Raw genomic sequence first — 26,021 nt, forward strand, 5'->3', positions numbered from 1 at the left:
AATTTATGGCGACTAAAAAGAAAACTAATGATAAAAAAACTACACCAGAATCAACAACGACAGCTTCAACCGAAAGTAATAACACTGTTGTCACAGAAACAGCTTCTAATGTCGAAACTCATATTGTATTAGTCGATGGCAAGGCAGCAAAGTTAAGTACCAAAAATCGTGGTTTTGTTACTTTTACCTTAGCAACTTGTATAGATACAGGGAAGCTTGAACTTAAACTTACTGGTAACGATGGCGGAGGACTGCACTCAAAAGAATGGCTATCTGTTACTGCAATTGTTGATGTTTTGAATGTTCAAGTAACTGACAAACCGTTCAAATCTACGGTGTTAAAATCAGTATTTAAAGGAGCTAGCGCCAATAACTCTTCCTTTCTTGCTGCGGTTTTACGTTCAAAGGATATCAATCTGATAGTTTCAACAGAAAAATCACAGTATTTACATATGATCCCAAGCAATTATGAGAGCGTAAGAGATCAACTACTGGCTAAAGCTTCTGCTAAATAGTTCATCAAACCACTTCATACTGTAACCCCTGCACTAGCACCACCTAGAAGATTTTAAAAGAAAGTCATTATGCAACTAACGTTCAGCTCTGAGCGGTTGTACTTTACTGTGTTTGACTTAGTTAGTTATGTGGAAATTGATGGTTTACTGTTGAGGTAACCTAAAATTGACTGCAAAAGAACGGAGGAAGACCGTAGTTGTTGTCAGCTACGGTTTTCTTTATTTTTATTTTACTCTGTAAGTGTTGGTACTAAAGGGTTTAACTAGATTAGCTATTACTGTGACGCAACGGATTCAGCATCCGTTGTTTTTATTTTTTAAAAAGAGTTGCTTTTAATATTTTTTGAATTTATCATGTCGTCGTTGATATTCATCAACACCCTGCTCATTGAGTACATATAGTCTAATCGCAGATTATAACGCCTCATTTAGTTCTAACCACTATCCAAGTGGAGTTAAAGGTTCTTATATTATTTAAAATAGGAACATTTAAAATGTCTACAGACACAACAAATACAATTGACCAAAACATTCAAATCGTTAATGCATTACAGTTGTATTGCGGAATCGTCGCAAACTACTCCAGTCCAGACTTTAATCTCATTGATTTTGGTTGCATCAATTTTCAAGGGGGAGTGCTAATCCCATACCCTAAAGATGCAACGAAAAGTAATATTCTACCAGATAATGAAGAGGACTATGTAGATCTGATGCATGACTATATAGGATCATTTTTTGATTATGAAGAGTTTGATTTAACTACTAAAGGACATTGGTTAGATGGCTCTTTTCCTACGATGGATATGTGTAATGATGGCATAACAAGTACACCACCTGATTTTTATTCTCTTCTGATTCGGTATGTTGAAGATAACGATATTAATGCATCGGATTTACCATTCATCATCGGTTGTTTAATAGCTTCTATTGGATTAAACGATGAGCATGGCAGATGTGATGAAGTTGGAACTATGGGTAATTGGTTTGTTTCTCGATTTAGGTTTGATTTGCAAAACTGTTTTTAATATATAGGCAGCGTAAAAGTTAAAGGCCGTAGTTATTTCAACTACGGCTTTTTTATAAAAAATTTAATATAATACATCATCTTACTAAATTTGACGGGAGTTTATATAATCCTTGCATGTGCCCTTTTATTAGAAAACTCAAGTTTATTTCAAAGTACTTAACTTGCTCTTTCAAGGTCAGTAGCATTTCATCAAGTGAATACAGTAACTGAGTGGAATTACAGTATTGTCCGTTTTGATATTGCACATCTAAAGGTAATGATTGAGAGTTAATTGGAAGAAAGTTATTGTTTAACTCGACTATAACTTGTCGTACTGCCTTATTAGTAATTTCGGCTACATTACTGGGAATTGTATTATTATAAACTTCAGGCTCTTTATTAATTTCATACACTAATGAAAAGATAGAATATGGTGATACTACCTTATTTATTTTTCGATTATACCCAATCAACGATATGAATTTTGGAAAGCGACCTTGATTCGTTGTATTTAATTCATTTCCAAATGCAACTGTAACAGATTTTATATCACCATAACTTTTAGTGAACTTTACCATTCCTTCTAAACAAAGCTGACCTGAGTCATGAATGGCTAAGGTTCCTCGATCAGCTTCTATAATATATACAAGACAAGTATTAACATTACCAGTAAAAAAACCAACAGCATTTGTATCAAAATTCTCAATTACACATGCTGCATCTTGAGTTATTTCAATTATTTTCTTATTCATTTTTAAGCTACCCTAAGGATGATTGTTGAAAAATAACAACTGGATATTAAGTCATATCATCTGCATTTTTACTTATTTAAATACTGCATTGTTACACTGTATTTAGCAATTGAAAAAAGTGTTAACCGACAAGGATTCTTAAACGATTATCATTACTTGGACAATTGATTTTTTGTGTTACAGCCAACCCATCAACATAAGTTTATCATAAACTTATGTTGCTTTTATCGTGTTTAATATATAACATTATCTAAAGTTGATATTTATGCATAAGGGGATGTAATGAAAAACACTGTTATGGTTTTTACTAGTAAAGCCACAAAATCACTAGAGACTATGTTTAGCGAAGGTGGCTCTGGGTATTGGCGTGCAAATTATAGGGCATTATCTAAATGTGACTATATTGTATGTACTAAGAGTAAAACTTTAGCTCAAAATTTCCCTAGCGATTTATCAATAAAAGTAGGTGAAGCATTTGTTATCGGTAGAGGATTAGAAGTAGTTAAAGTTAAAAAGAAAAATTCCGAAGATTCACAGCGCTATTTAGTAAAGTTTAGTGAATACGCTAAGGTTAGCTTTCCTGATGCATGGACTGGTAATAGAAATCCAGTAGCCTATATGAATATTTCTGAATTAGAAAATAACCTCAACTTTAAAATAGATGATTTAAATTGGAAGCCTTTCCCTAATGAGCTTATTGAAGAAGTCAACGAAGTAACTCCGCTTACTATTGATGAAGCAAAAGCAGGTATTGCAAAAACACTTGGCATTTCTTCAAGTTGTATTGAAATAAAAATTAACGCTTAAAATAAATAAGATAAATTAAGGAGTGATTTGTATGGAGCAATTTTTAAACAGTAAAATTTCAGCAGTACTTTTAGGGGTGTTAATAACTGCTATGTTTAGCAGCAGTAGCTATTTCTATCGGGCAAAAGTTGATAAAAAAGCCAGTGCTAGAAAGACACTCTATTTATTACTAGAAATTAAACATTCAATATTTTCATCAATGTTCGATGCAAAGGAAATAGCTAGACAATATTGGCTATATTATGGTGGAAGATTAAAAGAAAAAGGTATTCCATTTAATGTAGATGAATTACCAAAAGAGCAAGTCCAATTAACGATTAATCACTTTCGAAATATAGTTGATAATCAAAAAGCTGATATTGAAAACCGATTGCTTCAACCTTTTGAATTATCCCTTTTAGAGTTTGCTTCTATTGATCCTGTTTTTGCCTATGAGCTTACAGGTAGGCATAAATTAGATAGCTTACTCACAATTTCGAATGAGTACAGAACCAAGGCAATATCAGGGCTTGAGGGGTTAAGCAATGATGATGAATTACTAAAAAACATTTTCTCTGATGGCACCGAAAAAATGCAAGTAGAGCTAAAGTCTACGGTTGAAAATTTACTTAATGAGAACATAATCAAACTTGCGAAATACTGCGGACGCCGCATACATAAAGAAACTTTAAAAACATTTGACTCTGGTGTAGTGAACACAAATAGATATGATTTCTCAGAATTCAATGATCAAATTGATCAAATGGTAAATCAAGCCTTAGAAACTTTAAAAAAGAATATGGAAACAAAAGAAAGTTTAGCTAGTTAGCGTGACAGCTGATCAATTGAAAACTGTAATTCGTAGACTAGCGACTGCTTTAACTCACTTGGCGATAATATTTCGATATCGGGTAACCAGTATTTAAGTATTGGTATAATTTGCTTTTTATCTGTGATGGTTGAAGTAACTAGCAAGCTGTCATCATCAAGCACTTTTAGTAATTGTTGTTCTGGTAGTAATGACGTATTGCTGAAATGACTAGCGATAGCACCGTCTATTTTCAGTACTACTTCAATAGGTTTGTCAGTTAACCAAAGCATGGACGAACTTGTTATTTCACTATCAAAGCTCTTGCTACGAGTGAAGTTTAGCTGTTTTACCACTACTTCACTTATGTTCGCTACTTTGAACGATTTGAGCATTTCATTGTGTAGTGCAGCCAAATACCACCAACCTCTATCGTTTACCAAGCGATAGGGGCTTACTTTTTGATACTGCTGTTGCTTATATGTAAAGCTTACTATTTGAAGGTTCTGGATTGCTAATGTCAGTGATTTGAAAGTAGCTTGGTAGTTAGAAACATCTTCAACTTTCATATCACGAAACAAAAAAGGTGGTACTTCATTATTTGATAGCCTGCTGAATGATAGCGCATCATAGGCAGGAAATATTTTAGACAATCCTAACATATCAAGCACAGGCTTAATGTCTGACTTACTACTTCTGCCTAAGTATCTAGGGTTTAAGTAGTAGGTTGAACCAGTACGCTGTATTGGCAAGTAGCCTAACCTTTCATTTAGGTCTCGGTGTAATGTTCGAACCGACACCCCGTAATCTTGAGACAAAGTTTCTAGTACTAATCGTTCACCCATATTTAATCGGGTAAGAATCAGTCCTAGCCGCTTGGCAAGAGTATCGTGAGTATGCATCCACATATTTTATCTGTTGCGCCTGCAAGGGCATGTCGAGAAAGAATAAATATTTACTCAATTCAAGCCATCAAGCTAACGCTTTTGTTATCAGCCAGATAAGGCGTACCAAGCGTTTCAATTTACTTTCAACTATTCACACCAACTCGACATCACCTGTCGAGGTAGATAGTTACAATTTCAATAACTCGCTCTTTTACCTGAGCAAAAACTAAAAAGGAATATTCATAATGAAAGACAGTACAAAAAGGTATTTAGCAGCATTAAGCGCACTAGTGTTATCAGGCTACTTCGGCTTTGTAGCGATCACTGAACTTGGAAAAGGCAACTTAGGGTATTTCTTCTTTGGGTTTTGTTTTGCTATAGGTATGGCCGCAACTCTAGCCGCAATATTTAAAAGGCCAACTGATGGAAAGCTCTACAATACGTCGGTTTTACTTGGTGGGTTACCATCATTAGGTTTCATAGGTGTATCTATATGGTTCATGTTTGATGGTTCATTCAAACCAAGTCACCTTTTTGCGCTAATTGTTGGTGTTGTAGGGTTGTTAACCGTCAGCATGGTTATTGCTAAAGATGAAGAAATTGAAGCCCCAGTTGAAGCTAATGAGTAATGGATACGCTTATTTATTTTGGTTTATTTGTCGCTCTTGTTCTTGCCTTGATCAAAGCAGTAGATAATCCAAAAACAGCTATAGCTGCGGCATTTTTACTTTTATTTCTCGTTAAGTGTGTGGGGTAACTATGTTATCGCTATTATTAAGTTTTATCATTTTTGTTGTTGTCACATTTATTGTGGGAGCACTATTAGAGTTACCACCTAAAATCACATTATTTGGTTTTGCTATTGGTGTGTGGTGGTTATTTTTCTAAGTAGCAGAAACTAAAAAGCTAACCCGTAATGGGTTAGCTTTAATATTCATTTAACTGCTTTTATTTTTTACTTTAGCTATTCAACTTCTCAGAAACATCCGTTAGCTTTTCAACTTTCTGAGTAACATGATCAAGTATCTGCTCTAGGAAATCAGGGATGACTTCTAATGCGCTAACTCGCAAATTTCTTGATTGCTTAAGCAAAGCTACAGGACTAGATTCTTCATATTCATTTTCAAAATGACAACTAGAATCCCCTTCAAAAAAACCAGATGCACGTTTTACTTTTTTTACAGCAAAACACCACTTCCCTTCAACTCTTGCAAAACCAAGAAGATCTGCAAAATACTCAGTAGTTTGATCAAGTCCTATTCCACCCTTAGCATCAGATTTATGCAAAGCTATTGGGTACCAAATATCTATACCTATATTCAAAGAAACTAATTTTTTTTCAGTGTCTTTAATAGTGCTATTAGCTGATTCAGATGCAGCATTTAGTGCATTTGCTTGGGTTTCTAAAGATGAGAATATTGAATCTATATTATTTTTTGACATGGTTTCCACCTTATCTACTGGGCGTTCAGCCCTTGAATGTATGTCCGTCAGGACGCTGTTTACTAGTCGTCAAACTAGTGAATTTTATTCTACTACTAAAATCTTCCCCGTCAATAGATATCTCTATCATGACTTTTCTGCTCACTGAGTTGCTCAAAAATATTTATCTTTGAACTTTACAAGTAATAGATTGGTTATGACAGCTAAAGACAGGGAGGAGACCTAAGACAGCCCTTATTCGAAAAACACACACCTAAAGACCTAGAGTGTTCATGTTATTAGTTATGTTGAAGTTGGTAAGGCTAAATTAGCTGTAGGTAGTTGTTATTGGACAGAGGTAGACGCATATCTACCCAGAAATTACCCAGACGCAATACAGGATATGAACCTAACACTGAATTTCAGGCACAAAAAAACCGACGTAATGTCGGTTTATAAGCATTGATAAATCTAGCATTATCAAGAAATGGTACCGGAGGACGGACTTGAACCGTCACGCTCGAAAGCAACGGATTTTGAATCCGTCGTGTCTACCAATTCCACCACTCCGGCGACACAGTGACTTCAACTAATGTCAAACATCAATGAAGAGGCAGGCATTATACGAAAAAACTCAGGCTTAGCAATAGTTTTTCTGTGAATATCGCCCGACTGATGGTTATTTATTCACATTGCATTTACTTGTATGGGTTCCAATTGCTTTTCTAGCCACATTCGTGCATCAAAGCCATTATCAAAAAACGCATGTTTGATGCCTGCAGCCCGATATAATTTGGTAAATAAACTTTCTGTTAATAAAGAGGTTGTGCAATAAGCCAAGTTTAGTGCCACGGCTTTGGTATTGCCTTGGCGAATAAAGTTTAAATGATATTCCAAACCAGCTTCGACACTGATGGCTTCACCTTTTGGGGTAATTAGTATCGCGTAATTATCAAGATCAACTTTAGAAACGGCAATAATGAGCTGCGCGTGTAAGTGGTCTAAATATTCAATATTCCAAGGACCTTGCGCCTCAATAAGAATTAAGTTGTTATCTATCGCAATATCCAAGGTTCCATGCGGGGAAAATATGGTCATGGTTACACCTCCCTGTCGTTTTAACCTCTCGCTTATTTGGCGATGAATCTTAGCCGAAGTTAGCGTCAAAAATTGAATGTGATTGAAATATAGCTTGTCACTTATACTTTTATATGTGTTTTGCTACACTAGCGCAAATTTTTTCAATGAATTGCTTATGTCTGCTACTACTCATGAAACATTTCCTCGCGCAGGATTTCGCCGCCGTATTGCCTCTTGGCTATATGATTGCTTAATCGCTATTGCTGTCGGCATGACCGCTGGTGCGGCTTCATTTTTAATCATTTATATGTTTGTATACTTTGAAGTATTCGGAATGCAAGGTTATCAGCACTTGAGTGACACCATTGAGAATACATTTTGGTTAAAGTGGCCCAATATATTTTGGATGCTAGGATGGATTTCCTTTTTCTTTGTTTGGTTTTGGTCAAAAAGCGGGCAAACGTTAGGGATGAAAGCTTGGCGTTTACGTGTGCAAAACCAAGATGGTAGCAAAATAAGCAAGACCACAGGTGTTAAACGATTGCTACCTACGCTATTAGGTTTAGGTAATTTTACCGTTTTATTTGATAGAAAAAACAAACTGAGTTTACAAGACCGCTTAACTAACACCGAAGTAGTTTTACTAACTTTAGAGGCTAATCGCGGCAGATTGTAATTGAAATTTTAACAACCAAAACGCGCTGTTAACTGGCGCGTTTTTTCAAAAAGTAAAGTGCCACGGTAACAAATATAATACTCGGCATAAAAGCGCCAAATATTGCTGGTAGCTGATATACCAAACTCAATGAGCCCAAAACCTCATTAACAATAAAGAACAATATTCCTGTCGCCACACCCATCATAATTCTAGCCCCCATAGAAACCGAACGTAATGGGCCAAAAATAAACGAAAGCGCCACTAATAACATCACAGCTAAGGTAATGGGTTGAGCAATTTTACGCCAAAACGCCAATAGGTAACGACTTGGATCTTGTTTATTTGCATCAAGATAATCTAAATAATCGTTTAAGCCTCGCAATGACAATGATTCCGGCTTAACCGTTACTACACCTAACTTATCCGGCGTTAACGTTGAAGTCCAAGACATTAATGGCTGGCTTTCTTTGGTAATTTCTTTCTCAGTTATGATGGTTTCCACAACATCGCGTAATTGCCACGATTCTTTTTGATAGACGGCACTGCTTGCCGAAACCCAACTAGATAATTTAAGCTGGTCATTAAAGCGATAAATTTGAATATTTTTTAACGAACCTTGGTCTTGCACTTCGCCGATATGAACAAAATAATCACCGTCTTTCGCCCATGTTCCACCCGTAGAGGAAATTAAACTGCCCCCTGAAATAGCTTGCGCACGCACTTGCCTTGCAGCCGCTTCACCTTGCGGTGCCAACCATTCACCGACAGCCATACTTACCACAATCAACAACAATGCTGACTTCATTACCGATTTAATAATGTCGAGGCGAGATAGGCCTGCTGCTTGCATCACCACCAGCTCACTGTTACTTGCCATCATGCCCATACCAATTAAGCCGCCTATCAAGGCAGACATAGGAAAGAACAATGAAACATCTTGTGGAATTGCATAAAGTACATAAAGCGCAGCATGGGCAAGGTCATAGTTGCCTTTTCCAACTGACTTCATTTGCTCAACAAATTTAATAATGCTACTTAAGCTGACAAATACAGATAGTGTCAAAAAAGTTGTTGAAGCGATAACACGGCCAATATAGAGATCTAATATACGCATTACACAGCCGCCCTATTTTTCGTTTTACTTGGCAGTAGTGCTTTTAATTTTTTGCCACTTTTTCGACTTTTCACCAGTAAACTGGTACCTAAGATCAGCACTATCAGGTGAACGGGCCATAACCCAACTAGTTGCGGCACTGTGCCTTTTTCAATACCCGAACGAATAGCGGTTAATAGCAAGAAGTAGCTCAGAAATAGCAATAATGCTGGCAGCATTTTACCAAACTTGCCTTGGCGCGGATTCACCACACTTAAAGGTACGGCTACTAACGTCATAATAATACAGGCCAATGGAAAGGCGATCCGCCACTGACTTTCGGCGCTAGCCTCCACAGTTGTTTCTTGAAAAAGCTCAGCCGTTGGTATTGCACTTAACTTACGTCTTTTATGTGCAACTTTTTGATCTTGAATTTGAATGTAGTATTTATCGAAAGCCACTTGGCGAAATTGCTTATTTTCAATATCATTTTGATAGCGCGTACCTTCAGACAATATTAAGCGTTGCGTGCCGCTGTCTTCTTCAACCACTTGACCGTTTTGCGCATACACTAAGCTTGAATCTATAACACTAGCGTTAGGCTGGTCTTTGTCAGGCAACTGGGCAACAAATACTTTTTCAAAGGTGTTATCTTGGCGATTTTTTTCATGAATAAACACCACGGCTTTTTTATTTCCGGTAGTTTGAAATCGTCCCGCGATTAATGAACTTAAGCCAGAGTCTGCCGCTATTTGCTCTTTGATTTGATATTCATATTCGGCCGCCATTGGCGATAGATACAACGTAAACATACCGGTAATCATGGCAGTAACAAAACCTAGAATTAAGGTCACGCGCACCACATACCATTCGCTAACGCCACAGGCATGAAGCACTGTCATTTCGTTTTCTGCGTAAATACGACCATAGGCCAATAAAACACCAAGGAAAAAGCTTAAAGGTAAAATCATCCCAGCCAGATCGGGAATTTTCAAACCAATAAATGTCATCACTAAATGGCCCGGAATACCGCCTTCTGATGCATCATCAAGCACGCGAACGAATTTATTGCTGATAAATATCGTCATAATGACGAGAAATACGGCAAGCTGGGTTTTAGCCACTTCTTTGAGCAAATAACGAAATATAATCACAAAGTGATCCTATAAAAACTTTCTATAAAACATGGTTTTTTTCTGACATACAGCCATTTTTTCAGTAAACTTGTCATTTTTAGCATTAAATTAAATGTAAGCTTCTCGGGTAATGCTGTGCAATCCGGTTATAATTATAGCCTTTAGCCGAATACATTTAAAAGCAAGCTTAGCGATTATTTACTGTTTTTAGCAAGCTAAATAGTATATTTTCAATAAAATATACACATTTGAGTCAAAAATTAGGAGACCTCATGGAGTTCAGTGTAAAAAGTGGCAGTCCAGAAAAGCAACGCAGCGCCTGTATTGTCGTCGGTGTTTTCGAGCCACGTCGTTTGTCGGCTATCGCTGAGCAACTAGACGAAATTAGTGAAGGCTACATCAGCAATTTACTGCGTCGCGGTGATCTAGAAGGCAAGTCAGGGCAAATGCTGCTTTTGCATCATGTACCTAACATTCTTAGTGAACGCGTTTTGCTCGTTGGCTGTGGTAAAGAGCGTGAGCTAGATGAACGCCAATATCGCCAAATTATCAGTAAAACTATAAATACCTTAAATGAAACCGGTTCAATGGAAGCGGTATGTTTCTTATCTGAACTTCATGTTAAAGGTCGCGATACTTATTGGAAAGTGCGTCAAGCTATTGAAGCAACGCAAGACTGTTTATACAGCTTTAACAGTTTAAAAACCCGTAAAGAAGAGCCGCGTCGCCCGTTACGTAAAATAGTTTTTAATGTCCCTACTCGTCGTGAACTTCCGATTGGTGAACGTGCGATTAGTCATGGTTTAGCCGTTTCTGAAGGTATTACTACCTGTAAGAACGTCGCGAATATGCCGCCAAACATTTGTAATCCAGCCTATTTAGCGGAACAAGCGCAAATTCTTGATAACGATTACGACAAGGTAACCACTCAAGTTGTTGACGAGAAAGAAATGGAAGAACTCGGTATGGGTTCATATTTAGCCGTAGGTCGTGGCTCAGTCAATGAATCGCTAATGAGCATTATTAAATATAATGGCGCTGGTGATGATTCAAAACCGCTAGTATTAGTCGGCAAAGGTTTAACTTTTGACAGTGGCGGTATTTCATTAAAACCAGGCGCAGGCATGGATGAAATGAAATATGACATGGGCGGTGCTGCTGGTGTATTAGGTGCTATGCATGCGCTTGCAGAGCTTGATTTACCAATCAATGTGATTGGCGTTTTAGCTGGCTGTGAAAACATGCCAAGCAGTAATGCATATCGCCCGGGCGACATTTTAACTACGATGTCAGGGCAAACAGTTGAAGTATTGAATACTGATGCCGAAGGCCGTTTAGTATTGTGTGATGCATTAACTTATGTTGAACGCTTTGACCCTGAGCTTGTTATTGATGTAGCCACCTTAACCGGTGCTTGTGTTGTTGCTTTAGGAGCACACGCAACAGGTTTACTCAGTAGCCATAATCCGCTAGCCCACGAGCTATTAAATGCTTCAGATCAAAGTGGTGACAGAGCTTGGCGTATGCCGTTATGGGATGACTATCAAGAACAACTTGAAAGCCCATTTGCTGATTTTACCAATTTGGGCGGCAAAGAGGCGGGAACGATTACCGCAGCATGTTTCTTATCTAAATTTACCAAGAAATATCACTGGGCGCATTTAGATATTGCAGGAACAGCATGGCGTGGCGGTAAAAACAAAGGCTCTACCGGTCGTCCTGTTAGTATGTTAACGCAATTTTTATTAAATCGTTCTGGCGCTGAACAAGGCGAATAGTCTTTACTAAATTACTACGCGGAATAACGTCATGCAAACCCAAGCAATGTTTTACAGCATTGAAGAACAAAGCAAAGTAACAGGTGTAGCTGAACAGCAGCTACACTTGCACTATGCTTGCTTGCAAGCCGCCTATTTTTACCGCCAAAATCAGCGAGTATTTATTTATACTCAAGATCAGGAAAGTGCTCACATTATCGACGAAATGTTATGGGCCTTTGATCCTGACAGTTTTGTGCCACACAACCTTATCGGTGAAGGCCCAAAACAAGGTGCAGCTGTCGAAATTAGTTGGCAGCAACCGACCAACCGCCGCGCGGTTTTGATCAATTTAACTAGCGAGGTACCCAACTTCGCTAACCAATTTTCACATCTGATAGACTTTGTGCCTGCTGATGAAACCCTAAAAGAACAAGCTCGAAACCGTTTTCGTACTTGTCGCCAATGGAATTTCAATGTAGCTCACCAAGTGGCTAGCGCGCCACAACCTATCGATACAACCAGTTAAAAATCTTCTGACGGAAAATCTGATGGAAAAAACATTTAGCCCCGCAAATATTGAACAATCCCTGTATAAAAGCTGGGAAGAACAAGGTTACTTTAGCCCAACTGGCGAAGGCGACAGCTACAGCATTGCAATACCACCACCTAATGTTACCGGTAGTTTGCATATGGGGCATGCTTTTCAACAAACCATTATGGATACCTTAATTCGCTACCAACGTATGCAAGGTAAAAATACCTTATGGCAAACAGGTTGCGACCATGCCGGTATCGCAACTCAAATGGTGGTAGAACGTAAAATTGCCGCAGAAGAAGATAAAACCCGTCATGACTACGGCCGTGAAGGCTTCATCGATAAAATCTGGCAGTGGAAAGAAGAATCAGGCGGCACTATCGGTAAGCAAATGCGCCGGTTAGGTAACTCGATTGATTGGTCTCGCGAACGTTTCACTATGGATGAAGGCATGTCTGAAGCGGTACAAGAAGTGTTTGTACGCTTATTTGAGGATGACTTAATTTACCGTGGCAAACGCTTAGTTAACTGGGATCCAAAATTTCATACCGCGATTTCTGATTTAGAAGTCGAAAATAAAGATAAAAAAGGCCACATGTGGCACTTACGTTATCCATTAGCTGACGGGGCGAAAACAGCGGAAGGTCATGATTATTTAGTTGTTGCGACAACGCGTCCAGAAACCATGTTAGGTGATACTGGTGTCGCGGTTAACCCTGAAGATCCTCGTTACAAAGACTTAATTGGCCAACATGTTTTACTGCCGCTAGTAAATCGTTTAATTCCCATTGTTGGCGATGAACATGCCGATATGGAAAAAGGCACCGGCTGTGTGAAAATTACTCCGGCGCATGACTTTAACGATAATGAGGTTGGCAAACGCCATCAATTACCGCAAATCAACATCTTCGATAAAGACGCCGCAGTATTAGCTGCTGCAGAAGTTTATGACACTAAAGGTGAAGCTTCTAGCGCTTATAGTACAGAATTGCCAAGCGAGTTCGCGGGTATGGACCGCTTTGTTGCTCGTAAAGCTATCGTTGCTAAATTTGATGAATTAGGTTTATTAGTTGAAGTTAAAGACCATGATTTAGTTGCCCCTTATGGCGATCGCTCTGGTGTAATTATCGAGCCACTTTTAACTGATCAATGGTATGTGCGTGTCGAAAAACTCGCCGGCCCAGCGGTTGATGCTGTTAAAGATGGTCAAATAGAATTTGTACCTAAACAATACGAAAACTTATATTTCTCATGGATGAAAGACGTTCAAGACTGGTGTATTTCTCGCCAACTTTGGTGGGGACATCGCATTCCAGCTTGGTATGATGAAAATGGCAAAGTCTATGTTGGTCGTACAGAAGCAGAAGTGCGAGCGAAAAACGCAATTGCCGATGATATAAAGTTACGCCAAGATGATGATGTGCTTGATACTTGGTTCTCATCAGCACTATGGACATTCTCTACTTTAGGTTGGCCAAAAGAGACTGAAGATTTAAAAACCTTCCACCCAACCGACGTACTGGTTACGGGTTTTGACATTATTTTCTTCTGGGTTGCTCGTATGATCATGATGACCATGCATTTCAACAAAGATGAAAACGGCAAAGCACAAATACCCTTTAAGAAAATCTACATGACCGGTCTTATTCGCGATGAAAATGGCGACAAAATGAGTAAGTCAAAAGGTAATGTTGTTGACCCACTCGATATGATTGATGGTATTTCTCTTGAAGACTTACTAGAAAAGCGCACTGGTAACATGATGCAGCCTAAGTTGGCGGCTAAAATTACCAAGCTAACTAAGAAAGAATATCCAAACGGTATTGAAGCACATGGCACAGATGCCCTGCGTTTTACCTTAACCTCAGTAGCGACCACAGGTCGTGATATTAGCTGGGACATGAAACGTCTGGAAGGTTACCGTAACTTTACTAACAAGTTATGGAATGCTAGCCGCTACGTATTAATGAACACCGAAGAATTTGACTGTGGTCGTAGTTCTGCTGACGAAAAAGTCGGTGAAATGGAATTTTCACTAGCTGACCGTTGGATTATTGGCCAGTTTGAACAAACAATAAAAACTGTGCATGAAGCGTTTGACTCTTTCCGTTTTGACCTTGCTTCACAAGCGCTTTATGAGTTCACTTGGAATCAATTCTGTGATTGGTACTTAGAATTAACCAAGCCAGTACTATTTAAAGGCAATGAAGCGCAACAACGCGGTACACGTCATACCTTAGTCAATATATTAGAAGCTTTATTACGTTTAATGCACCCTATTATGCCATTCATCACTGAAACCATTTGGCAGCGCGTACAGCCGTTGAGTGACTTTAGTAAAAATGGTGATTCAATTATGGTGCAAGCCTTCCCACAATTTAATGAAGGTAACTGTGATCAGCAAGCCATTGATGATTTAGAGTGGGTAAAACAGTTCATTGTTGCTATTCGTAATATTCGTGGCGAAATGGATATTTCACCGAGCAAGCCATTACCGGTGTTGCTGAAAAACGTCAATGCTGACGATCAACGTCGTTTATCTGAAAATGAACAATTTATCAGTGCTCTAGCAAAACTCGAAAACATCACGGTATTAGCAGACGATGACAATGGCCCAGCATCTGCTACGGCTGTCGTTGGTGAATTATCTGTGTTAATACCGATGGCAGGATTAATAGATAAAGCAGCGGAATTAGCACGCTTAGATAAGGCGATTGAGAAATTAAGCAAAGATGCTGACCGTGTTCGTGGCAAGCTTAACAACGAGAACTTTGTTGGCAAAGCACCTGAAGCTGTCATCAATAAAGAAAAATCAAAACTCGCTGAAGCCGAATCTACCTTAGCTAAAATGGTTGACCAGAAAGCGCAAATAGCAGAAATGTAAGCGATTTGTTAAAAAAACGTCTTAAAAGCCAGCATCTTAGCTGGCTTTTTTTTGTCATAAAAAAGTAAAGTAATCTTCATTTTTTTTAGAGATTCCTAATTTTTATTGTGGTAACATGTTTTCGCGTTGAGTTTTTGCGTTTCGGGAGAAGGAGAGATCTTCGAGTCATTAGACTTTTAGGTCAGCCTAGACGCTTTAATATGTGTTACTGGAAACCTTTCTCTGTCTGTACTTTAGGTAGAGGGCATTTACTCCGTATATGGCCGTTTTGGCTAAACTTTAATTTTTGACCTGCGAGAAATGTTGGTATGTCTGATACAGTAACTGGTAAAGTAAAATTTTTTAACGAATCAAAAGGATTTGGTTTCATCGAGCAAGAGAATGGTCCTGACGTGTTTGTTCACTTCAGCGCAATCTCTGGTGACGGTTTCCGCACTTTGACTGACGGTCAAGCGGTAACTTTCAGCGTAAAACAAGGCCAAAAAGGTCCTGAAGCTGAAAACGTAGTTGCATCTTAATTTAGAATGTAACCTTATCTTTAGCACTGGCTAAAGATGACATAAAAAAACGAAACCTAGGTTTCGTTTTTTTGTTTCTACTGCAACAAACTACTTAACCTGAGCTCGGGTTAATTTACTTATTTATATGCGGTTCAATGAGCTCCACCATGGCAGCTATGTGCATATCATCGTCATTTAACGCCGGAATATAATGGTATTCCTCTCCGCCAGCACAAACAAAAACCTCTCGGTTTTCATGCACAAGCTCTTCCAGCGTTTCTAAACAATCGGCACTAAATGCCGGGCTTATTATCGCCACATGTTTATTGCCCTCTTGCGCCAAGGTTGCCAGCGTTTCATCGGTATAAGGCTTAAGCCATTCTGCTTTACCAAAACGCGATTGAAAGGTCATCACATAATCATCTTCAGCTAAACCCAGCTCTGCAACCACTAAGCGAGTGGTTTTATGGCTAAAACAATAATACGGGTCACCCTGCTCTAGAAAGTACTTTGGCATACCATGATACGAGAACACTAGTTTGTCGGGCTTACCGTGAGCTTGAATGTGCTTATTGATGCTGGCAGCAAGCGCTTTAATATATAAGGGTTGGTCATGATAACCACTTTGAAAGTGGATGCTCGGGATCCAGCGCCAAGTCTTAATTTTGTTCACTACTGCATCAAAGGTTGAGCCGGTTGTTGGCCCGCCATATTGCGGATACAAAGGCAACACCACGATATTGTTGACGCCTTGCTCTTGAAAATTTTCCAAGGCATGATCAATTGACGGATTACCATAACGCATAGCGACATCAACCAGCACCTTATCACCATATTTTTCGCTCAGTACTTTTTCAACTTTGGCTTTTTGCTGTTGGCTAATAACCAGTAATGGTGAACCTTGCTCGGTCCAGATGCTTTGATATAACTTGGCGGATTTTTTCGGTCGCACACGTAAAATAATGCCGTGTAATATCACTAACCAAACTAAACGCGGTATTTCCACCACACGAGGATCTGATAAAAACTCACGCAAATAGCGGCGTAAGGCACCTGCGGTAGGACTATCAGGTGTACCTAAATTAGTTAATAACACACCGGTTTTTGCGGTGCAGTCGTGAATTTTCTTACTTCTTCCAACGTACCTTGACATAAACTTTCTCTACAACATAGTGTTAACGGCGCTAACAAAAACTTCTGAATCTGGTGTTACTCGGCTATTGAAATGCTTAATGGTTTTTCCATCAGCACTCACCAAGTATTTATAGAAATTCCATTTTGGCGCGGTGGTTTTATCAGCAAGCTTTTTAAATATCGGATGCGCATTGCTGCCCCAGACATGCACCGGAGATAACATAGTGAAAGTAACGCCATAATTTACAAAGCAAATATCGGCAGTATCTTTTTCATCGTCTTCTTCTTGGAAAAAATCATCCGAAGGAAAACCAATAACCACTAGACCTTTATCTTTATATTCTTTGTGTAATGCTTCAAGTGCGGTAAATTGCGGCGTGAAACCGCAATGACTGGCCGTATTAACAATTAACATTGCCTTACCCGCCGTTAACTGACAAAGGTCAAGTACTTCACTAGCATGCAATTTCTTTTCATTATGTTGCATAAATGACAAGCATTGCTTTGCATCGGCATCTTCTTTTGCATAACTATTAAATGTTATCAGCGCCATAAGCGCGATTGACAGCAAAAATTTCATGAATTTCCTTAGGATCTCAATTGCGCTAATGATGCCAATTGATGTTAAACAGTTTGTCGCGACATATTATCGCAAATTAAGCGACAAAGGAATTTCCCTAGCATTTACCCACCCACAAGCGTGTAGTAAAATCTCTAGAAACGTAATAATTAGGCTAATTATCATTACCTTAGATTAGCTTATTGGTTTCCTTATCAATTTTCATTCAACGGGAAAGACTAGCCTTTATTCGATGATATAGTATTATAGCCATTGCTTAATACGAACAAAGTCAAAATATAGTGACATAAGTCAAATCGTGCTCGCTTTTATTAGGCTATTATCACCCCATATCGCAATACATCAGTTAAGTGGATAAGTTTGTCGAATTTAAACGCAGAAATAGCAACAACAGCCAATAGCACCAAAACCTTATTAAGTGCTCGTGGCCTTACCTGTATTCGTGAAGAACGAGTATTGTTTGAGGCACTTGATGTTACTATTTCTGCCGGTGATATCGTGCAAGTTGAAGGACCAAATGGCGCAGGTAAAACTAGCTTGTTACGGATACTGGCTGGCTTATCGCAACCTTACGACGGCGCGATTTACTTTCAAGATAAAGCCATTGCCAAACAACGAGAGGCCTTTCATCAAAATTTACTCTACTTAGGCCATTTGCCTGGCGTAAAGGGGGAAATGACCGCGCAAGAAAATTTGGAGTTTAATCTCGCATTGCATGGGTTAAATGCCGATTGCGCGGAACAGACGCTAGCAGAAGTTAACTTGCTGGGCTTTGAAGACGCCTTAGCTTCACATTTAAGCGCTGGCCAACATCGCCGAATTTCATTAGCACGTTTATGGCAAAGCCAGCATAAAGTATGGATTTTAGATGAACCTTTTACTGCTATTGATAAATTAGGTGTGGAAAAACTAGAGCAATTATTTCTCCAACATGCTGACAATGGCGGTTGTGTTATTCTCACCACCCACCAAGATTTATCCTTACCCGCTGAGCGAGTAAAAAAAGTCACTTTAGCTTATCGTTTTTATTAGGGTTAATCGTTCATGACACAACTTTCATATCGCGCAGCATTTTCTCTCATCGTAAAAAGAGACTTGATGATTGCATTTCGTCATCGTGATGACATCATTAATCCATTACTATTTTTCATTATTGTTGTGTCACTTTTTCCTTTAGGCATAGGGCCGGAAAGCACAACACTATCACGGATTGCCCCCGGCATCATTTGGGTTGCCGCGTTATTATCTACCTTATTATCACTCGATAGATTATTTAAATCAGATCATGCGGACGGCTCGCTGGAGCAAATGCTACTCAGCCCACATCCTGTTTTCATTCTGGTTATTGCAAAAATTTTCGCCCATTGGTTACTTACAGGCTTACCGCTAATTTTAATTGCACCACTACTAGCCGTATTACTGCACTTGCATGAAAGCAGTTACGGGGCGCTGATGTTAACCTTATTGTTAGGCACTCCTGTGCTTAGTTTACTCGGCGCTATCGGCGTAGCCTTAACCGTTGGCATTAAAAAAGGTGGCGTATTATTAAGCCTACTGGTGCTTCCGCTTTACATTCCAGTCCTTATTTTTGCCACAAGTGCCATTGATACTGCTGCAATGAACTTACCTTATAACGGCCAGCTTGCTATAATCGCAGCAATATTTTTTGGTTCGTTAACCTTGGCCCCTTTTGCTGTTAGCGCAGCACTAAAAGTGAGTACAAATTAATATGATGTGGAAATGGCTACACCCTTACGCAAACCCAGAAATTAGCTATCATTTTGCCGGTAAAATATTACCTTGGTGCTCTCGCTTAGCGTTCACCTTTTTATCTGTCGGTCTTGTTTGGGCATTATTATTTGCGCCAGCGGATTACCAGCAAGGTGATACCTTTAGAATATTTTATTTACATGTACCCGCGGCCATGTTGTCGATGGGTATTTATTTGGGTATGGCAATTGCCGCCTTGTCGGGCTTAGTTTGGCAATTAAAACTGGCCGATGCATCTGCCGCAGCCATGGCTCCTATCGGGGCTACATTCACTTTTATCGCCTTAGTTACCGGTGCTGCGTGGGGAAAACCTATGTGGGGCACATGGTGGATTTGGGACGCACGCTTAACCTCAGAATTAATTTTGTTATTTTTATACTTAGGCGTAATTGCTTTACATAATGCTTTTGAAGACAAAAGCTTGGCGGGTAAAGCGGCTGGTATTCTAGCCTTAGTTGGGGTCATCAATTTGCCCATCATCAAGTATTCGGTGGAATGGTGGAACACTCTGCATCAAGGTGCCACGGTGAGCAAATTAGGTAAACCAGCCATGACCGCAGATATGTTCTGGCCATTTTTGATTTGCTTTTTAGGCTTTGCCTTTTTGGTAACCGCTTTAATATGTATTCGTTTCCGTACCGAAATATTAAACCGCAATAGCATGCGCCCTTGGGTACGTGAATTAGTTATAACTGAGGAGAAGTCGCATGCAATTTGATAGTATCAGCGCCTTTTTTGATATGGGCGGTTATGGTTTTTATGTTTGGTTATCATACGGTGTTAGTATCTCAGCATTAGCCTTGTTAGTGTTTGCTAGCATTAATAGCCATAAAAAAATTAAACAGCAAATCGTTCAACGTCAAAAGCGTGAAACGAAATTACGCCAGGCCGCTGAGCAACAAAAAGCGCAAAGCCAGCCTAGTGCTGAACAGTCATAAAACTTAAGAGGTTAAAATATGAATCCCCGTCGTAAAAAACGATTAACTATCGTATCTTCTATTATTATTGGCTTAGGTGCTGTCGCTGGCTTAGTTTTATATGCGTTAAGCCAAAACATCGATTTATTCTATAAGCCATCAGAAATCTACAACGGTAAGGAAGATACCGGTATCAAAGCGATTAATGGCCAACGATTACGCATAGGTGGTTTAGTGGTACCTGGCAGTGTTCATCGTGATCCTGATAGCTTAAACGTTAGTTTCAAATTAGCCGACATGAGAATGCCAATTGCTTTTTCAGAGTCAGATCCAACGGTAACTGTCACTTATGATGGTATTTTGCCTGACTTATTTCGTGAAGGACAAGGCATTGTTGCTAACGGTACGCTTGTTCATGGCAATATGATTGAAGCCAGTGAGGTGTTAGCTAAGCATGACGAAAACTATATGCCAAAAGAACTTGCCGATGATAAAGGTGAAAAGCATGTTAAGCCTCAATACAGTAAGGCTCAGCTAAAAGATGAGCTTTAGAGCAACACTTTTTTCTTAGCCATAAAAAAACGCGAATCAATAAGCTTCATTCGCGTTTTTTAGAATAATCTTCATTTGAACAATAAATAACCGACTAATTAGGCGGACTTTTCTATCGCGGTAATTCGCTCACCCACTCTATTGAGAATACTCACTTCCCCTTCACATACCGCAACAATAGACTTCCCTACTTTAAATGACTCAGGAATAATAACTCTGCCATTCTTAGCTTTTGGAAATGTTTCAACCGCGTGCAATAGCTCCAACGAAGTATCACTATAATAAATGATAGTGACTTTTTGACATGTAACGTCGTTCATAACTTTAACAAATCAGACTATTCACTTATTGGGCAAATAACTGCTACTTCATATTAAAATCGAAAAGCGCATATTACTTAATGTAGCTGGCAAAGTGAAGCAAAATGCAGTAAATATAAGCACGAATCGATTGCAGTTTGATATGACTCAAAATGCAATCATGGCGCGTAAATAACTTAGTTTTAGCACAGCTAATCAAGGGAACTTGATTTTAGCTCACCACCTTACCAGCTTCTTAATTTATGCCCTTTTAAGGCATAAAACAAAATAAACAAATAGCAGGGTAAGCCAACAACATAAGCAAGCTGAGTACTGTCTAGCCATAAAGACAACTTGCCAAATATTAGTGGCAAAATTGCCCCACCAGAAATTCCCATAATCAACAATGCAGAGCCCTGAGCGGTAAACTTGCCTAATCCGTCTAATGCTAGTGGCCAAATTGACGGCCAAACTAATGCATGTGCTAAGCCCATCAGTGCGACAAAGGTAACAGTGTCAGGTAACACTTGAATGCCACTCCAGCCCCAAATAATATCTGCTATTAAGGTAGATTCTGTTGATGAAAACATCACGCCCAAAATACAAATCGAACCTGCTATGGCTGAGCCAATTAATGCTTTCTCTTGTGAAATGTATTTTGGAATACAAGTCACACCGATAATATAGCCCACGACCATAAACACCATAGTGTATGACGTTAGCCCTGAAAAGTTAGGCACAGACAATGAGGCACCATATAAACCAATGGTATCGCCAGCAATCACTTCAACGCCAACGTAAGCAAATAGTGCAATAGCACCAAGTATAATTTGTGGGTACTGGGTTATGCTGGTTTTCTCATCTGCGCCACTCTCAACTTCGCTTTCAAAATTCAATTCTGGTAGTGCTGAAAATTTCACTAAAGCAATTAAGGCGAATAAAATTACCGCGATAATAATATATGGTTGCACAAGACGACCCGATAACTCGGCTAGCTTTTCTGCTTTGCTGACTTCATCTAATGTCGCTAAATAGCTTTCAGAAAAATCCCCCATGCCTGATAAAATTAATACCGTAAAAACTATCGGCACAATAACACCAGCACTTTTATTGATTAACCCCATAATACTAATGCGCATCGCGGCACTTTCTTTCGGACCAATATGGACAATATAAGGGTTTGACGCAGTTTGTAATATCGTTAAGCCAGTTGCCAGAACAAATAGTCCTACTAAGAAAAATAAAAAGTTTGCGCTTAGTGCCGCTGGAATATGCAATAACGCGCCAACCGCCATAATAGCTAAACCTAACGCCATACCATTTTTATAACCGGTTTTTTTCAACACGTATGACATTGGCAATGCCATAAAGGTGTAGGCGATATAAAATGCGAAGGTAACAAATAACGCTTGAAACTCGTTTAGTTCACAGATCACTTTCAAAAAAGGAATTAATGAACCATTTAGCCAAGTGACAAAGCCAAAAATAAAAAATAAAATGCCAATAATGGCCATGGGTAAGACGCTACTACGTCGTTGCTCTGTCATTGTCATTTCCATAATTTCCTCATTGTCTTTATTATAATTATTACTTTATCAGTTGATATTTATACGTTAATTTTTCAAAGCATGCTGACTTTTATAACAGCATTGTCCCGCAATCCATGTAGACTGCACTTTTAGATCATCATCAAGTTCAACAAAGTCAGCTTGTTTTCCGATAACAAGTTGCCCTCTTTGCTGATCTTTAATGTAGTTCGTGGGATAGCTAGATGCCATACGCAGAGCTTCATCTAAAGGTAGCTTTAAGTGCCTATGTGCATTACTAACCGCTGTTGCCATATCAAGCACTGAGCCTGCTAATTCTCCAGTGCTGGAGGTAAGCTTTCCGTCAGCCAAATAAACATGACGGTCAAAAAACGCAAACTCCTGCTCACTCGTGCCAACAGGTGGCATTGCATCTGTCACTAAATATATTTTACCTGTGGGTTTGCTTTTTAAAGCGAACTGACAGCTAACATAATCAACGTGCTGACCATCAACTATCAAGCCACATGCGGCACTGTCATTAAATAAGGCACAACCCGTTACGCCCGGCTCTCTTCCTTGTAACGGCGACATGGCATTAAACAGATGAGTAAAGCCTGACGCTCCTGCTTCAATTGCCATCTGTGCTTGCTGATAGCTTGCATTACTATGGCCGATGCAAACTTCAATTCCTGCCGCTACCATACGTTTGATATCAGTAGTCTTTACCGTCTCAGGTGCCAAAGTTACTAATATTTTGCCAATATCTTTGCGCTCGAGTACGTGCCACTCTTCATCGCTAATATCGCGAATAAATTGTTCGCTATGGGCACCTTTTTTGGCAACAGATAAATGCGGACCTTCAAAATGAATACCGAGAATACCTGGCTCATTATTGGCTATTGCACTAGCAACAGCATCAGCTGCTTTTGCCATAACACTGACCGTATCGGTGATCAGTGTAGGTAACATAGCGGTGGTGCCATACTTAACGTGCGCCGCCATAATAGTTTTAATGCCAGCTAATGTTGGTGTCGAATTAAATAAGACACCGCCACCGCCATTAACTTGTAAATCAATAAAGCCCGGTACAACTAAACCAGAAACTTGTTCACTAAAGTTACTTACCTCATCATCAAAACCTATGATGGTACCATCATCAATGATGATGACTTTATTATCTTGATAGCTTTTTCCATCAAATAAGCGTTGTGTAAGAACTCTACTGATAGCCATTATACTGTCCGTGTTACTTTCTTAAGACCTTTGGGCTCATCCGGGTTAAACCCTCTCGATACCGCAACATCGGCAACATCTAAATAAAACCGTTGTAAGACTACTAATGGGGCTAACCTAGGGTGTACGCTAGCATCGGTTTGCTTTAAAGAAACCACATCTGCACCACGGGATAACATTTCTTCAATTTGCTCACTATGGGCACTGGCACTTTCATCATTCACTTGGCAATCTAAAATCGCTAAACCTTGCTCAACGAGTGTCACTGGCCCATGCAAAAATTCGGCACTGGAAAATGACTCAGCATGAATACTGCTAACTTCTTTTAATTTCAATGCCATTTCTTTGCTGATGGCATAACCTAAGCCACGACCTAGCACCACCATATTTTTAACCTCAGCAATAGATTCTGACGTTAACTGTGCAGGTGTTTCAATGATGGCTTGCATCGCAGCTGGCAGTGCTTCTAATGCAGCGATTAATTCAGTGTTTTCGGTCCAGTAAGCGGTAAGTTGCAACAATGCTGATAAGGTTGCTAAGTAGCTTTTGGTTGCTGCGACAGATATTTCCGCGCCCGCTTTAAGAGGTAAAACATCATCAACAATATCGGCAAGCGGTGACGTTTCATCGTTGACTAAAGCAACACAGTACGCGCCTGCTGCTTTTGCCATTTCAGCCTGAGCAATAATGTCGGGGCTGCGACCAGATTGAGAAATAACAATCACTAATGCCTGTGCGAGTTTCAGTTGTTTACCGTAAACACTCGATACTGACGGCGCGGCAGCAAAGGTTGGTACACCAGCTTCTATCTCAATTAAATATTTACCGAATACCCCGGCATGATCTGAAGAGCCACGACCAATTATCATCACCATTTTAGGATCTAACTGACGTAAATTTTTACCGATAGTATTGGCTAATGCCTGATTAGCTTTTAGCTGATTTTCAACCACTACCGGCGCCTGTTTGGCTTCTTTTTCCATAATGGTTTGAGTGACATTAGCTTGTGTCATAGTGCTACCTTAATTGAACCTATTATTTATATTGTCAGGCCTTTTGATAATAACACTGACAATATAGTGTGAAATTTTAAGCAACTTCGCCGCTAAATATTACTTTTTGCAACTTGTTGCTTGGCATAAAAAACCGCACCAACTTCTGGCGGCGTTAATGGCGGCGATAAACTTTTTTGTACGTCCTCTGCCAACCAAGGCAAAAGCCTTGGCGTTAAACCGCCAATCAAAGAAAGACGAGGCGGGCAACGTTTAGACAATTGCTTAGCAACGTTATCGATATAACTTGCGCCTTCTTGAACAATGGCTAATGCCAAGGCATCACCTTGTTCAGCTGCATCAAAAACTAAGTTCGCCATACGGGCATAAAAAGCGGCAGGTTTACCTGCTATGGCTTCAACAAGTTCAACTTCAGTATTGACTTCAAGTAAACTAAGTAACTTATCATTTAGCGAGCTCGTTGCGATTAAGCCATCTAATGATAATAAAACTTGCTTTGCAGCTTGCAGACCAAACCAAGCGCCACTGCCTTTGTCACCATGAGGAAAGCCGTGAGCACCAACAATATACTCTTCACCATCAACATAAGAAAAACCACAAGAACCTGTGCCTGAAATGATAACCGCACCATCCGCGCCTTGATGGGCACCTAAACAGGCGATTAATAAATCCGTTGCTAAATGCATGGCTTTAAATGGGTGCTGCCAGTTATTCATTTGCTGAAATAATACCGGTAAATTAACGCCGGCAAGACCAACACCAGCAACAATATTGCCCAATGATGACTCAGGAATATTAGCGTCAGCCAAAGCCAACTTAGCGGATGTCACAATCGAATGAGTTGCTTGTTCAAAACCATGTAATGGATTCCCTGGGCCAGAAAGGCCCGTTCCAAGAATTTTATTTTCAGCCGACATCAGGATAGCTTTACACTTGCTACCACCTCCATCAATACCTAAAAACATGTTGTTATTGTCATCGCTACTTAGCATCTCGGCCTCATATTTACACCATTTCATCCTTCACAAAAGTATGCTTTTTACTAACGGACAAAGTTTTATCTGTATTAATCTTAATCAAAAATGACAGCGTTGTCATTTATTTTTTACTTTATTTTTGTACTTTCTCGCAACGTCCCTAAAGCTAGACAGTAAACATATGAAATAAAAGTA

At 39.4% G+C, this 26,021-nt stretch carries 28 protein-coding genes and 1 tRNA gene; 15 read left to right on the forward strand and 14 right to left on the reverse strand.

Features of this window, described 5'->3' with window-relative positions:
- Positions 1–5 precede the first annotated feature (5 nt).
- Together AC27JP_RS03885 and AC27JP_RS03890 are read left to right on the forward strand one after the other, a co-directional pair.
- A complete protein-coding gene (locus AC27JP_RS03885; RefSeq protein WP_487112246.1) occupies positions 6–515 on the forward strand; it encodes a hypothetical protein in 510 nt (169 codons plus the stop codon).
- A 494-nt stretch (positions 516–1,009) separates the two neighbouring features.
- Positions 1,010–1,540 carry a hypothetical protein gene (locus tag AC27JP_RS03890; protein ID WP_487112248.1) on the forward strand — a complete coding sequence of 177 codons (531 nt, stop codon included), beginning with the start codon at positions 1,010–1,012 and terminating at the stop codon, positions 1,538–1,540.
- A gap of 76 nt (positions 1,541–1,616) precedes the next feature.
- Here the strand turns inward: AC27JP_RS03890 and AC27JP_RS03895 are convergent, their stop codons facing one another.
- Complete coding sequence (locus AC27JP_RS03895) at positions 1,617–2,273, reverse strand: hypothetical protein (RefSeq protein ID WP_487112250.1); 657 nt, start codon at positions 2,271–2,273, stop codon at positions 1,617–1,619.
- 282 nt (positions 2,274–2,555) lie between these two features.
- On the opposite strand from AC27JP_RS03895, the gene AC27JP_RS03900 reads away from it, so the two are divergent.
- Entirely contained in the window at positions 2,556–3,080 is a 525-nt protein-coding gene (locus tag AC27JP_RS03900; RefSeq protein ID WP_487112251.1) for a hypothetical protein, read from the forward strand.
- A 31-nt stretch (positions 3,081–3,111) separates the two neighbouring features.
- The gene (locus tag AC27JP_RS03905) at positions 3,112–3,888 is read left to right on the forward strand and encodes a hypothetical protein (protein WP_487112253.1); all 777 of its coding nucleotides are present in this window, start codon (positions 3,112–3,114) and stop codon (positions 3,886–3,888) included.
- Here AC27JP_RS03905 and AC27JP_RS03910 read toward each other — a convergent pair.
- Positions 3,885–4,775 (reverse strand): helix-turn-helix transcriptional regulator, encoded by an 891-nt coding sequence (locus tag AC27JP_RS03910; protein ID WP_487112255.1) that lies wholly within the window; start codon positions 4,773–4,775, stop codon positions 3,885–3,887. The genes AC27JP_RS03905 and AC27JP_RS03910 overlap by 4 nt on opposite strands.
- A gap of 224 nt (positions 4,776–4,999) precedes the next feature.
- Here AC27JP_RS03910 and AC27JP_RS03915 point away from each other — a divergent pair, with 224 nt between their 5' ends.
- Positions 5,000–5,383 carry a hypothetical protein gene (locus AC27JP_RS03915; RefSeq protein WP_487112257.1) on the forward strand — a complete coding sequence of 128 codons (384 nt, stop codon included), beginning with the start codon at positions 5,000–5,002 and terminating at the stop codon, positions 5,381–5,383.
- Between the two features lie 331 nt (positions 5,384–5,714).
- Here the strand turns inward: AC27JP_RS03915 and AC27JP_RS03920 are convergent, their stop codons facing one another.
- The 3 genes from AC27JP_RS03920 to AC27JP_RS03930 all read right to left on the reverse strand — a co-directional run bounded on the left by AC27JP_RS03920 (position 5,715) and on the right by AC27JP_RS03930 (position 7,274).
- A complete protein-coding gene (locus AC27JP_RS03920; RefSeq protein ID WP_487112259.1) occupies positions 5,715–6,197 on the reverse strand; it encodes a hypothetical protein in 483 nt (160 codons plus the stop codon).
- Between the two features lie 467 nt (positions 6,198–6,664).
- Positions 6,665–6,749, reverse strand: a tRNA-Leu gene (locus AC27JP_RS03925).
- Between the two features lie 114 nt (positions 6,750–6,863).
- Positions 6,864–7,274 carry a hypothetical protein gene (locus tag AC27JP_RS03930; protein ID WP_487112261.1) on the reverse strand — a complete coding sequence of 137 codons (411 nt, stop codon included), beginning with the start codon at positions 7,272–7,274 and terminating at the stop codon, positions 6,864–6,866.
- Between the two features lie 157 nt (positions 7,275–7,431).
- Between AC27JP_RS03930 and AC27JP_RS03935 the strand changes: the two genes are divergently transcribed.
- Positions 7,432–7,932 (forward strand): RDD family protein, encoded by a 501-nt coding sequence (locus AC27JP_RS03935; RefSeq protein ID WP_487112263.1) that lies wholly within the window; start codon positions 7,432–7,434, stop codon positions 7,930–7,932.
- A 28-nt stretch (positions 7,933–7,960) separates the two neighbouring features.
- Here the strand turns inward: AC27JP_RS03935 and lptG are convergent, their stop codons facing one another.
- Both lptG and lptF read right to left on the reverse strand, forming a co-directional pair.
- Positions 7,961–9,028: an LPS export ABC transporter permease LptG gene (lptG, locus tag AC27JP_RS03940; RefSeq protein ID WP_487112265.1), complete on the reverse strand. Its 1,068-nt coding sequence runs from the start codon at positions 9,026–9,028 to the stop codon at positions 7,961–7,963.
- Entirely contained in the window at positions 9,028–10,161 is a 1,134-nt protein-coding gene (gene lptF, locus AC27JP_RS03945; RefSeq protein ID WP_487112267.1) for an LPS export ABC transporter permease LptF, read from the reverse strand. Before lptF ends, lptG begins: the two co-directional genes overlap by 1 nt.
- A gap of 254 nt (positions 10,162–10,415) precedes the next feature.
- On the opposite strand from lptF, the gene pepA reads away from it, so the two are divergent.
- From pepA to AC27JP_RS03965, 4 genes are all read left to right on the forward strand, one after another.
- Positions 10,416–11,921, forward strand: coding sequence for a leucyl aminopeptidase (gene pepA / locus AC27JP_RS03950; protein ID WP_487112269.1), 1,506 nt, complete (start codon positions 10,416–10,418; stop codon positions 11,919–11,921).
- A 31-nt stretch (positions 11,922–11,952) separates the two neighbouring features.
- Positions 11,953–12,429 carry a DNA polymerase III subunit chi gene (locus tag AC27JP_RS03955; RefSeq protein ID WP_487112271.1) on the forward strand — a complete coding sequence of 159 codons (477 nt, stop codon included), beginning with the start codon at positions 11,953–11,955 and terminating at the stop codon, positions 12,427–12,429.
- 22 nt (positions 12,430–12,451) lie between these two features.
- Positions 12,452–15,322 (forward strand): valine--tRNA ligase, encoded by a 2,871-nt coding sequence (locus tag AC27JP_RS03960; RefSeq protein WP_487112273.1) that lies wholly within the window; start codon positions 12,452–12,454, stop codon positions 15,320–15,322.
- 308 nt (positions 15,323–15,630) lie between these two features.
- Positions 15,631–15,840, forward strand: coding sequence for a cold-shock protein (locus AC27JP_RS03965; RefSeq protein WP_487112275.1), 210 nt, complete (start codon positions 15,631–15,633; stop codon positions 15,838–15,840).
- Positions 15,841–15,955: 115 nt separating this feature from the next.
- On the opposite strand, the gene hemH is transcribed toward AC27JP_RS03965, so the two are convergent.
- Positions 15,956–16,975, reverse strand: a complete 1,020-nt coding sequence (gene hemH, locus AC27JP_RS03970; protein ID WP_487112277.1) for a ferrochelatase — start codon at positions 16,973–16,975, stop codon at positions 15,956–15,958.
- Between the two features lie 9 nt (positions 16,976–16,984).
- A complete protein-coding gene (locus AC27JP_RS03975) occupies positions 16,985–17,536 on the reverse strand; it encodes a glutathione peroxidase (protein WP_487112279.1) in 552 nt (183 codons plus the stop codon).
- Between the two features lie 360 nt (positions 17,537–17,896).
- Here AC27JP_RS03975 and ccmA point away from each other — a divergent pair, with 360 nt between their 5' ends.
- Genes ccmA through ccmE form a run of 5 tightly spaced genes read left to right on the forward strand, consistent with a single transcriptional unit; the run spans position 17,897 to position 20,775 of the window.
- On the forward strand, positions 17,897–18,568 hold the full coding sequence (ccmA, locus tag AC27JP_RS03980; protein ID WP_487112280.1) for a cytochrome c biogenesis heme-transporting ATPase CcmA: 672 nt from the start codon (positions 17,897–17,899) through the stop codon (positions 18,566–18,568).
- Positions 18,569–18,580: 12 nt separating this feature from the next.
- Positions 18,581–19,264 carry a heme exporter protein CcmB gene (ccmB, locus tag AC27JP_RS03985; protein ID WP_487112282.1) on the forward strand — a complete coding sequence of 228 codons (684 nt, stop codon included), beginning with the start codon at positions 18,581–18,583 and terminating at the stop codon, positions 19,262–19,264.
- A 4-nt stretch (positions 19,265–19,268) separates the two neighbouring features.
- Entirely contained in the window at positions 19,269–20,024 is a 756-nt protein-coding gene (locus tag AC27JP_RS03990; RefSeq protein ID WP_487113443.1) for a heme ABC transporter permease, read from the forward strand.
- The gene (gene ccmD, locus AC27JP_RS03995) at positions 20,014–20,244 is read left to right on the forward strand and encodes a heme exporter protein CcmD (protein ID WP_487112284.1); all 231 of its coding nucleotides are present in this window, start codon (positions 20,014–20,016) and stop codon (positions 20,242–20,244) included. Before AC27JP_RS03990 ends, ccmD begins: the two co-directional genes overlap by 11 nt.
- Before the next feature lie 18 nt (positions 20,245–20,262).
- Entirely contained in the window at positions 20,263–20,775 is a 513-nt protein-coding gene (ccmE, locus tag AC27JP_RS04000) for a cytochrome c maturation protein CcmE (protein ID WP_487112286.1), read from the forward strand.
- Between the two features lie 98 nt (positions 20,776–20,873).
- On the opposite strand, the gene AC27JP_RS04005 is transcribed toward ccmE, so the two are convergent.
- From AC27JP_RS04005 to nagK, 5 genes are all read right to left on the reverse strand, one after another.
- On the reverse strand, positions 20,874–21,095 hold the full coding sequence (locus tag AC27JP_RS04005; protein WP_487112288.1) for a TIGR02922 family protein: 222 nt from the start codon (positions 21,093–21,095) through the stop codon (positions 20,874–20,876).
- Between the two features lie 224 nt (positions 21,096–21,319).
- Positions 21,320–22,627: a sugar MFS transporter gene (locus tag AC27JP_RS04010; protein WP_487113445.1), complete on the reverse strand. Its 1,308-nt coding sequence runs from the start codon at positions 22,625–22,627 to the stop codon at positions 21,320–21,322.
- Positions 22,628–22,687: 60 nt separating this feature from the next.
- Positions 22,688–23,836: an N-acetylglucosamine-6-phosphate deacetylase gene (nagA, locus tag AC27JP_RS04015; RefSeq protein WP_487112290.1), complete on the reverse strand. Its 1,149-nt coding sequence runs from the start codon at positions 23,834–23,836 to the stop codon at positions 22,688–22,690.
- Entirely contained in the window at positions 23,836–24,849 is a 1,014-nt protein-coding gene (gene nagB-II / locus AC27JP_RS04020) for a glucosamine-6-phosphate deaminase NagB-II (RefSeq protein ID WP_487112292.1), read from the reverse strand. The genes nagA and nagB-II overlap by 1 nt, the downstream gene beginning before the upstream one ends.
- 92 nt (positions 24,850–24,941) lie before the next feature.
- Entirely contained in the window at positions 24,942–25,841 is a 900-nt protein-coding gene (gene nagK / locus AC27JP_RS04025; protein WP_487112294.1) for an N-acetylglucosamine kinase, read from the reverse strand.
- Positions 25,842–26,021 lie beyond the last annotated feature (180 nt).

The organism is Colwellia sp. SU-HH01172 (assembly GCF_057553355.1).

Excerpts from the sequence above, each read along its gene's own strand:
- AC27JP_RS03885 (WP_487112246.1), top strand. The coding sequence starts at position 6 with ATGGCGACTAAAAAGAAAACTAATGATAAAAAAACTACACCAGAATCA.
- AC27JP_RS03890 (WP_487112248.1), top strand. The coding sequence starts at position 1,010 with ATGTCTACAGACACAACAAATACAATTGACCAAAACATTCAAATCGTT.
- AC27JP_RS03895 (WP_487112250.1), bottom strand. The coding sequence starts at position 2,273 with ATGAATAAGAAAATAATTGAAATAACTCAAGATGCAGCATGTGTAATT.
- AC27JP_RS03900 (WP_487112251.1), top strand. The coding sequence starts at position 2,556 with ATGAAAAACACTGTTATGGTTTTTACTAGTAAAGCCACAAAATCACTA.
- AC27JP_RS03905 (WP_487112253.1), top strand. The coding sequence starts at position 3,112 with ATGGAGCAATTTTTAAACAGTAAAATTTCAGCAGTACTTTTAGGGGTG.
- AC27JP_RS03910 (WP_487112255.1), bottom strand. The coding sequence starts at position 4,775 with ATGTGGATGCATACTCACGATACTCTTGCCAAGCGGCTAGGACTGATT.
- AC27JP_RS03915 (WP_487112257.1), top strand. The coding sequence starts at position 5,000 with ATGAAAGACAGTACAAAAAGGTATTTAGCAGCATTAAGCGCACTAGTG.
- AC27JP_RS03920 (WP_487112259.1), bottom strand. The coding sequence starts at position 6,197 with ATGTCAAAAAATAATATAGATTCAATATTCTCATCTTTAGAAACCCAA.
- AC27JP_RS03930 (WP_487112261.1), bottom strand. The coding sequence starts at position 7,274 with ATGACCATATTTTCCCCGCATGGAACCTTGGATATTGCGATAGATAAC.
- AC27JP_RS03935 (WP_487112263.1), top strand. The coding sequence starts at position 7,432 with ATGTCTGCTACTACTCATGAAACATTTCCTCGCGCAGGATTTCGCCGC.
- lptG (WP_487112265.1), bottom strand. The coding sequence starts at position 9,028 with ATGCGTATATTAGATCTCTATATTGGCCGTGTTATCGCTTCAACAACT.
- pepA (WP_487112269.1), top strand. The coding sequence starts at position 10,416 with ATGGAGTTCAGTGTAAAAAGTGGCAGTCCAGAAAAGCAACGCAGCGCC.
- AC27JP_RS03955 (WP_487112271.1), top strand. The coding sequence starts at position 11,953 with ATGCAAACCCAAGCAATGTTTTACAGCATTGAAGAACAAAGCAAAGTA.
- AC27JP_RS03960 (WP_487112273.1), top strand. The coding sequence starts at position 12,452 with ATGGAAAAAACATTTAGCCCCGCAAATATTGAACAATCCCTGTATAAA.
- AC27JP_RS03965 (WP_487112275.1), top strand. The coding sequence starts at position 15,631 with ATGTCTGATACAGTAACTGGTAAAGTAAAATTTTTTAACGAATCAAAA.
- hemH (WP_487112277.1), bottom strand. The coding sequence starts at position 16,975 with ATGTCAAGGTACGTTGGAAGAAGTAAGAAAATTCACGACTGCACCGCA.
- AC27JP_RS03975 (WP_487112279.1), bottom strand. The coding sequence starts at position 17,536 with ATGAAATTTTTGCTGTCAATCGCGCTTATGGCGCTGATAACATTTAAT.
- ccmB (WP_487112282.1), top strand. The coding sequence starts at position 18,581 with ATGACACAACTTTCATATCGCGCAGCATTTTCTCTCATCGTAAAAAGA.
- AC27JP_RS03990 (WP_487113443.1), top strand. The coding sequence starts at position 19,269 with ATGTGGAAATGGCTACACCCTTACGCAAACCCAGAAATTAGCTATCAT.
- ccmD (WP_487112284.1), top strand. The coding sequence starts at position 20,014 with ATGCAATTTGATAGTATCAGCGCCTTTTTTGATATGGGCGGTTATGGT.
- ccmE (WP_487112286.1), top strand. The coding sequence starts at position 20,263 with ATGAATCCCCGTCGTAAAAAACGATTAACTATCGTATCTTCTATTATT.
- AC27JP_RS04005 (WP_487112288.1), bottom strand. The coding sequence starts at position 21,095 with ATGAACGACGTTACATGTCAAAAAGTCACTATCATTTATTATAGTGAT.
- AC27JP_RS04010 (WP_487113445.1), bottom strand. The coding sequence starts at position 22,627 with ATGACAATGACAGAGCAACGACGTAGTAGCGTCTTACCCATGGCCATT.
- nagA (WP_487112290.1), bottom strand. The coding sequence starts at position 23,836 with ATGGCTATCAGTAGAGTTCTTACACAACGCTTATTTGATGGAAAAAGC.
- nagB-II (WP_487112292.1), bottom strand. The coding sequence starts at position 24,849 with ATGACACAAGCTAATGTCACTCAAACCATTATGGAAAAAGAAGCCAAA.
- nagK (WP_487112294.1), bottom strand. The coding sequence starts at position 25,841 with ATGCTAAGTAGCGATGACAATAACAACATGTTTTTAGGTATTGATGGA.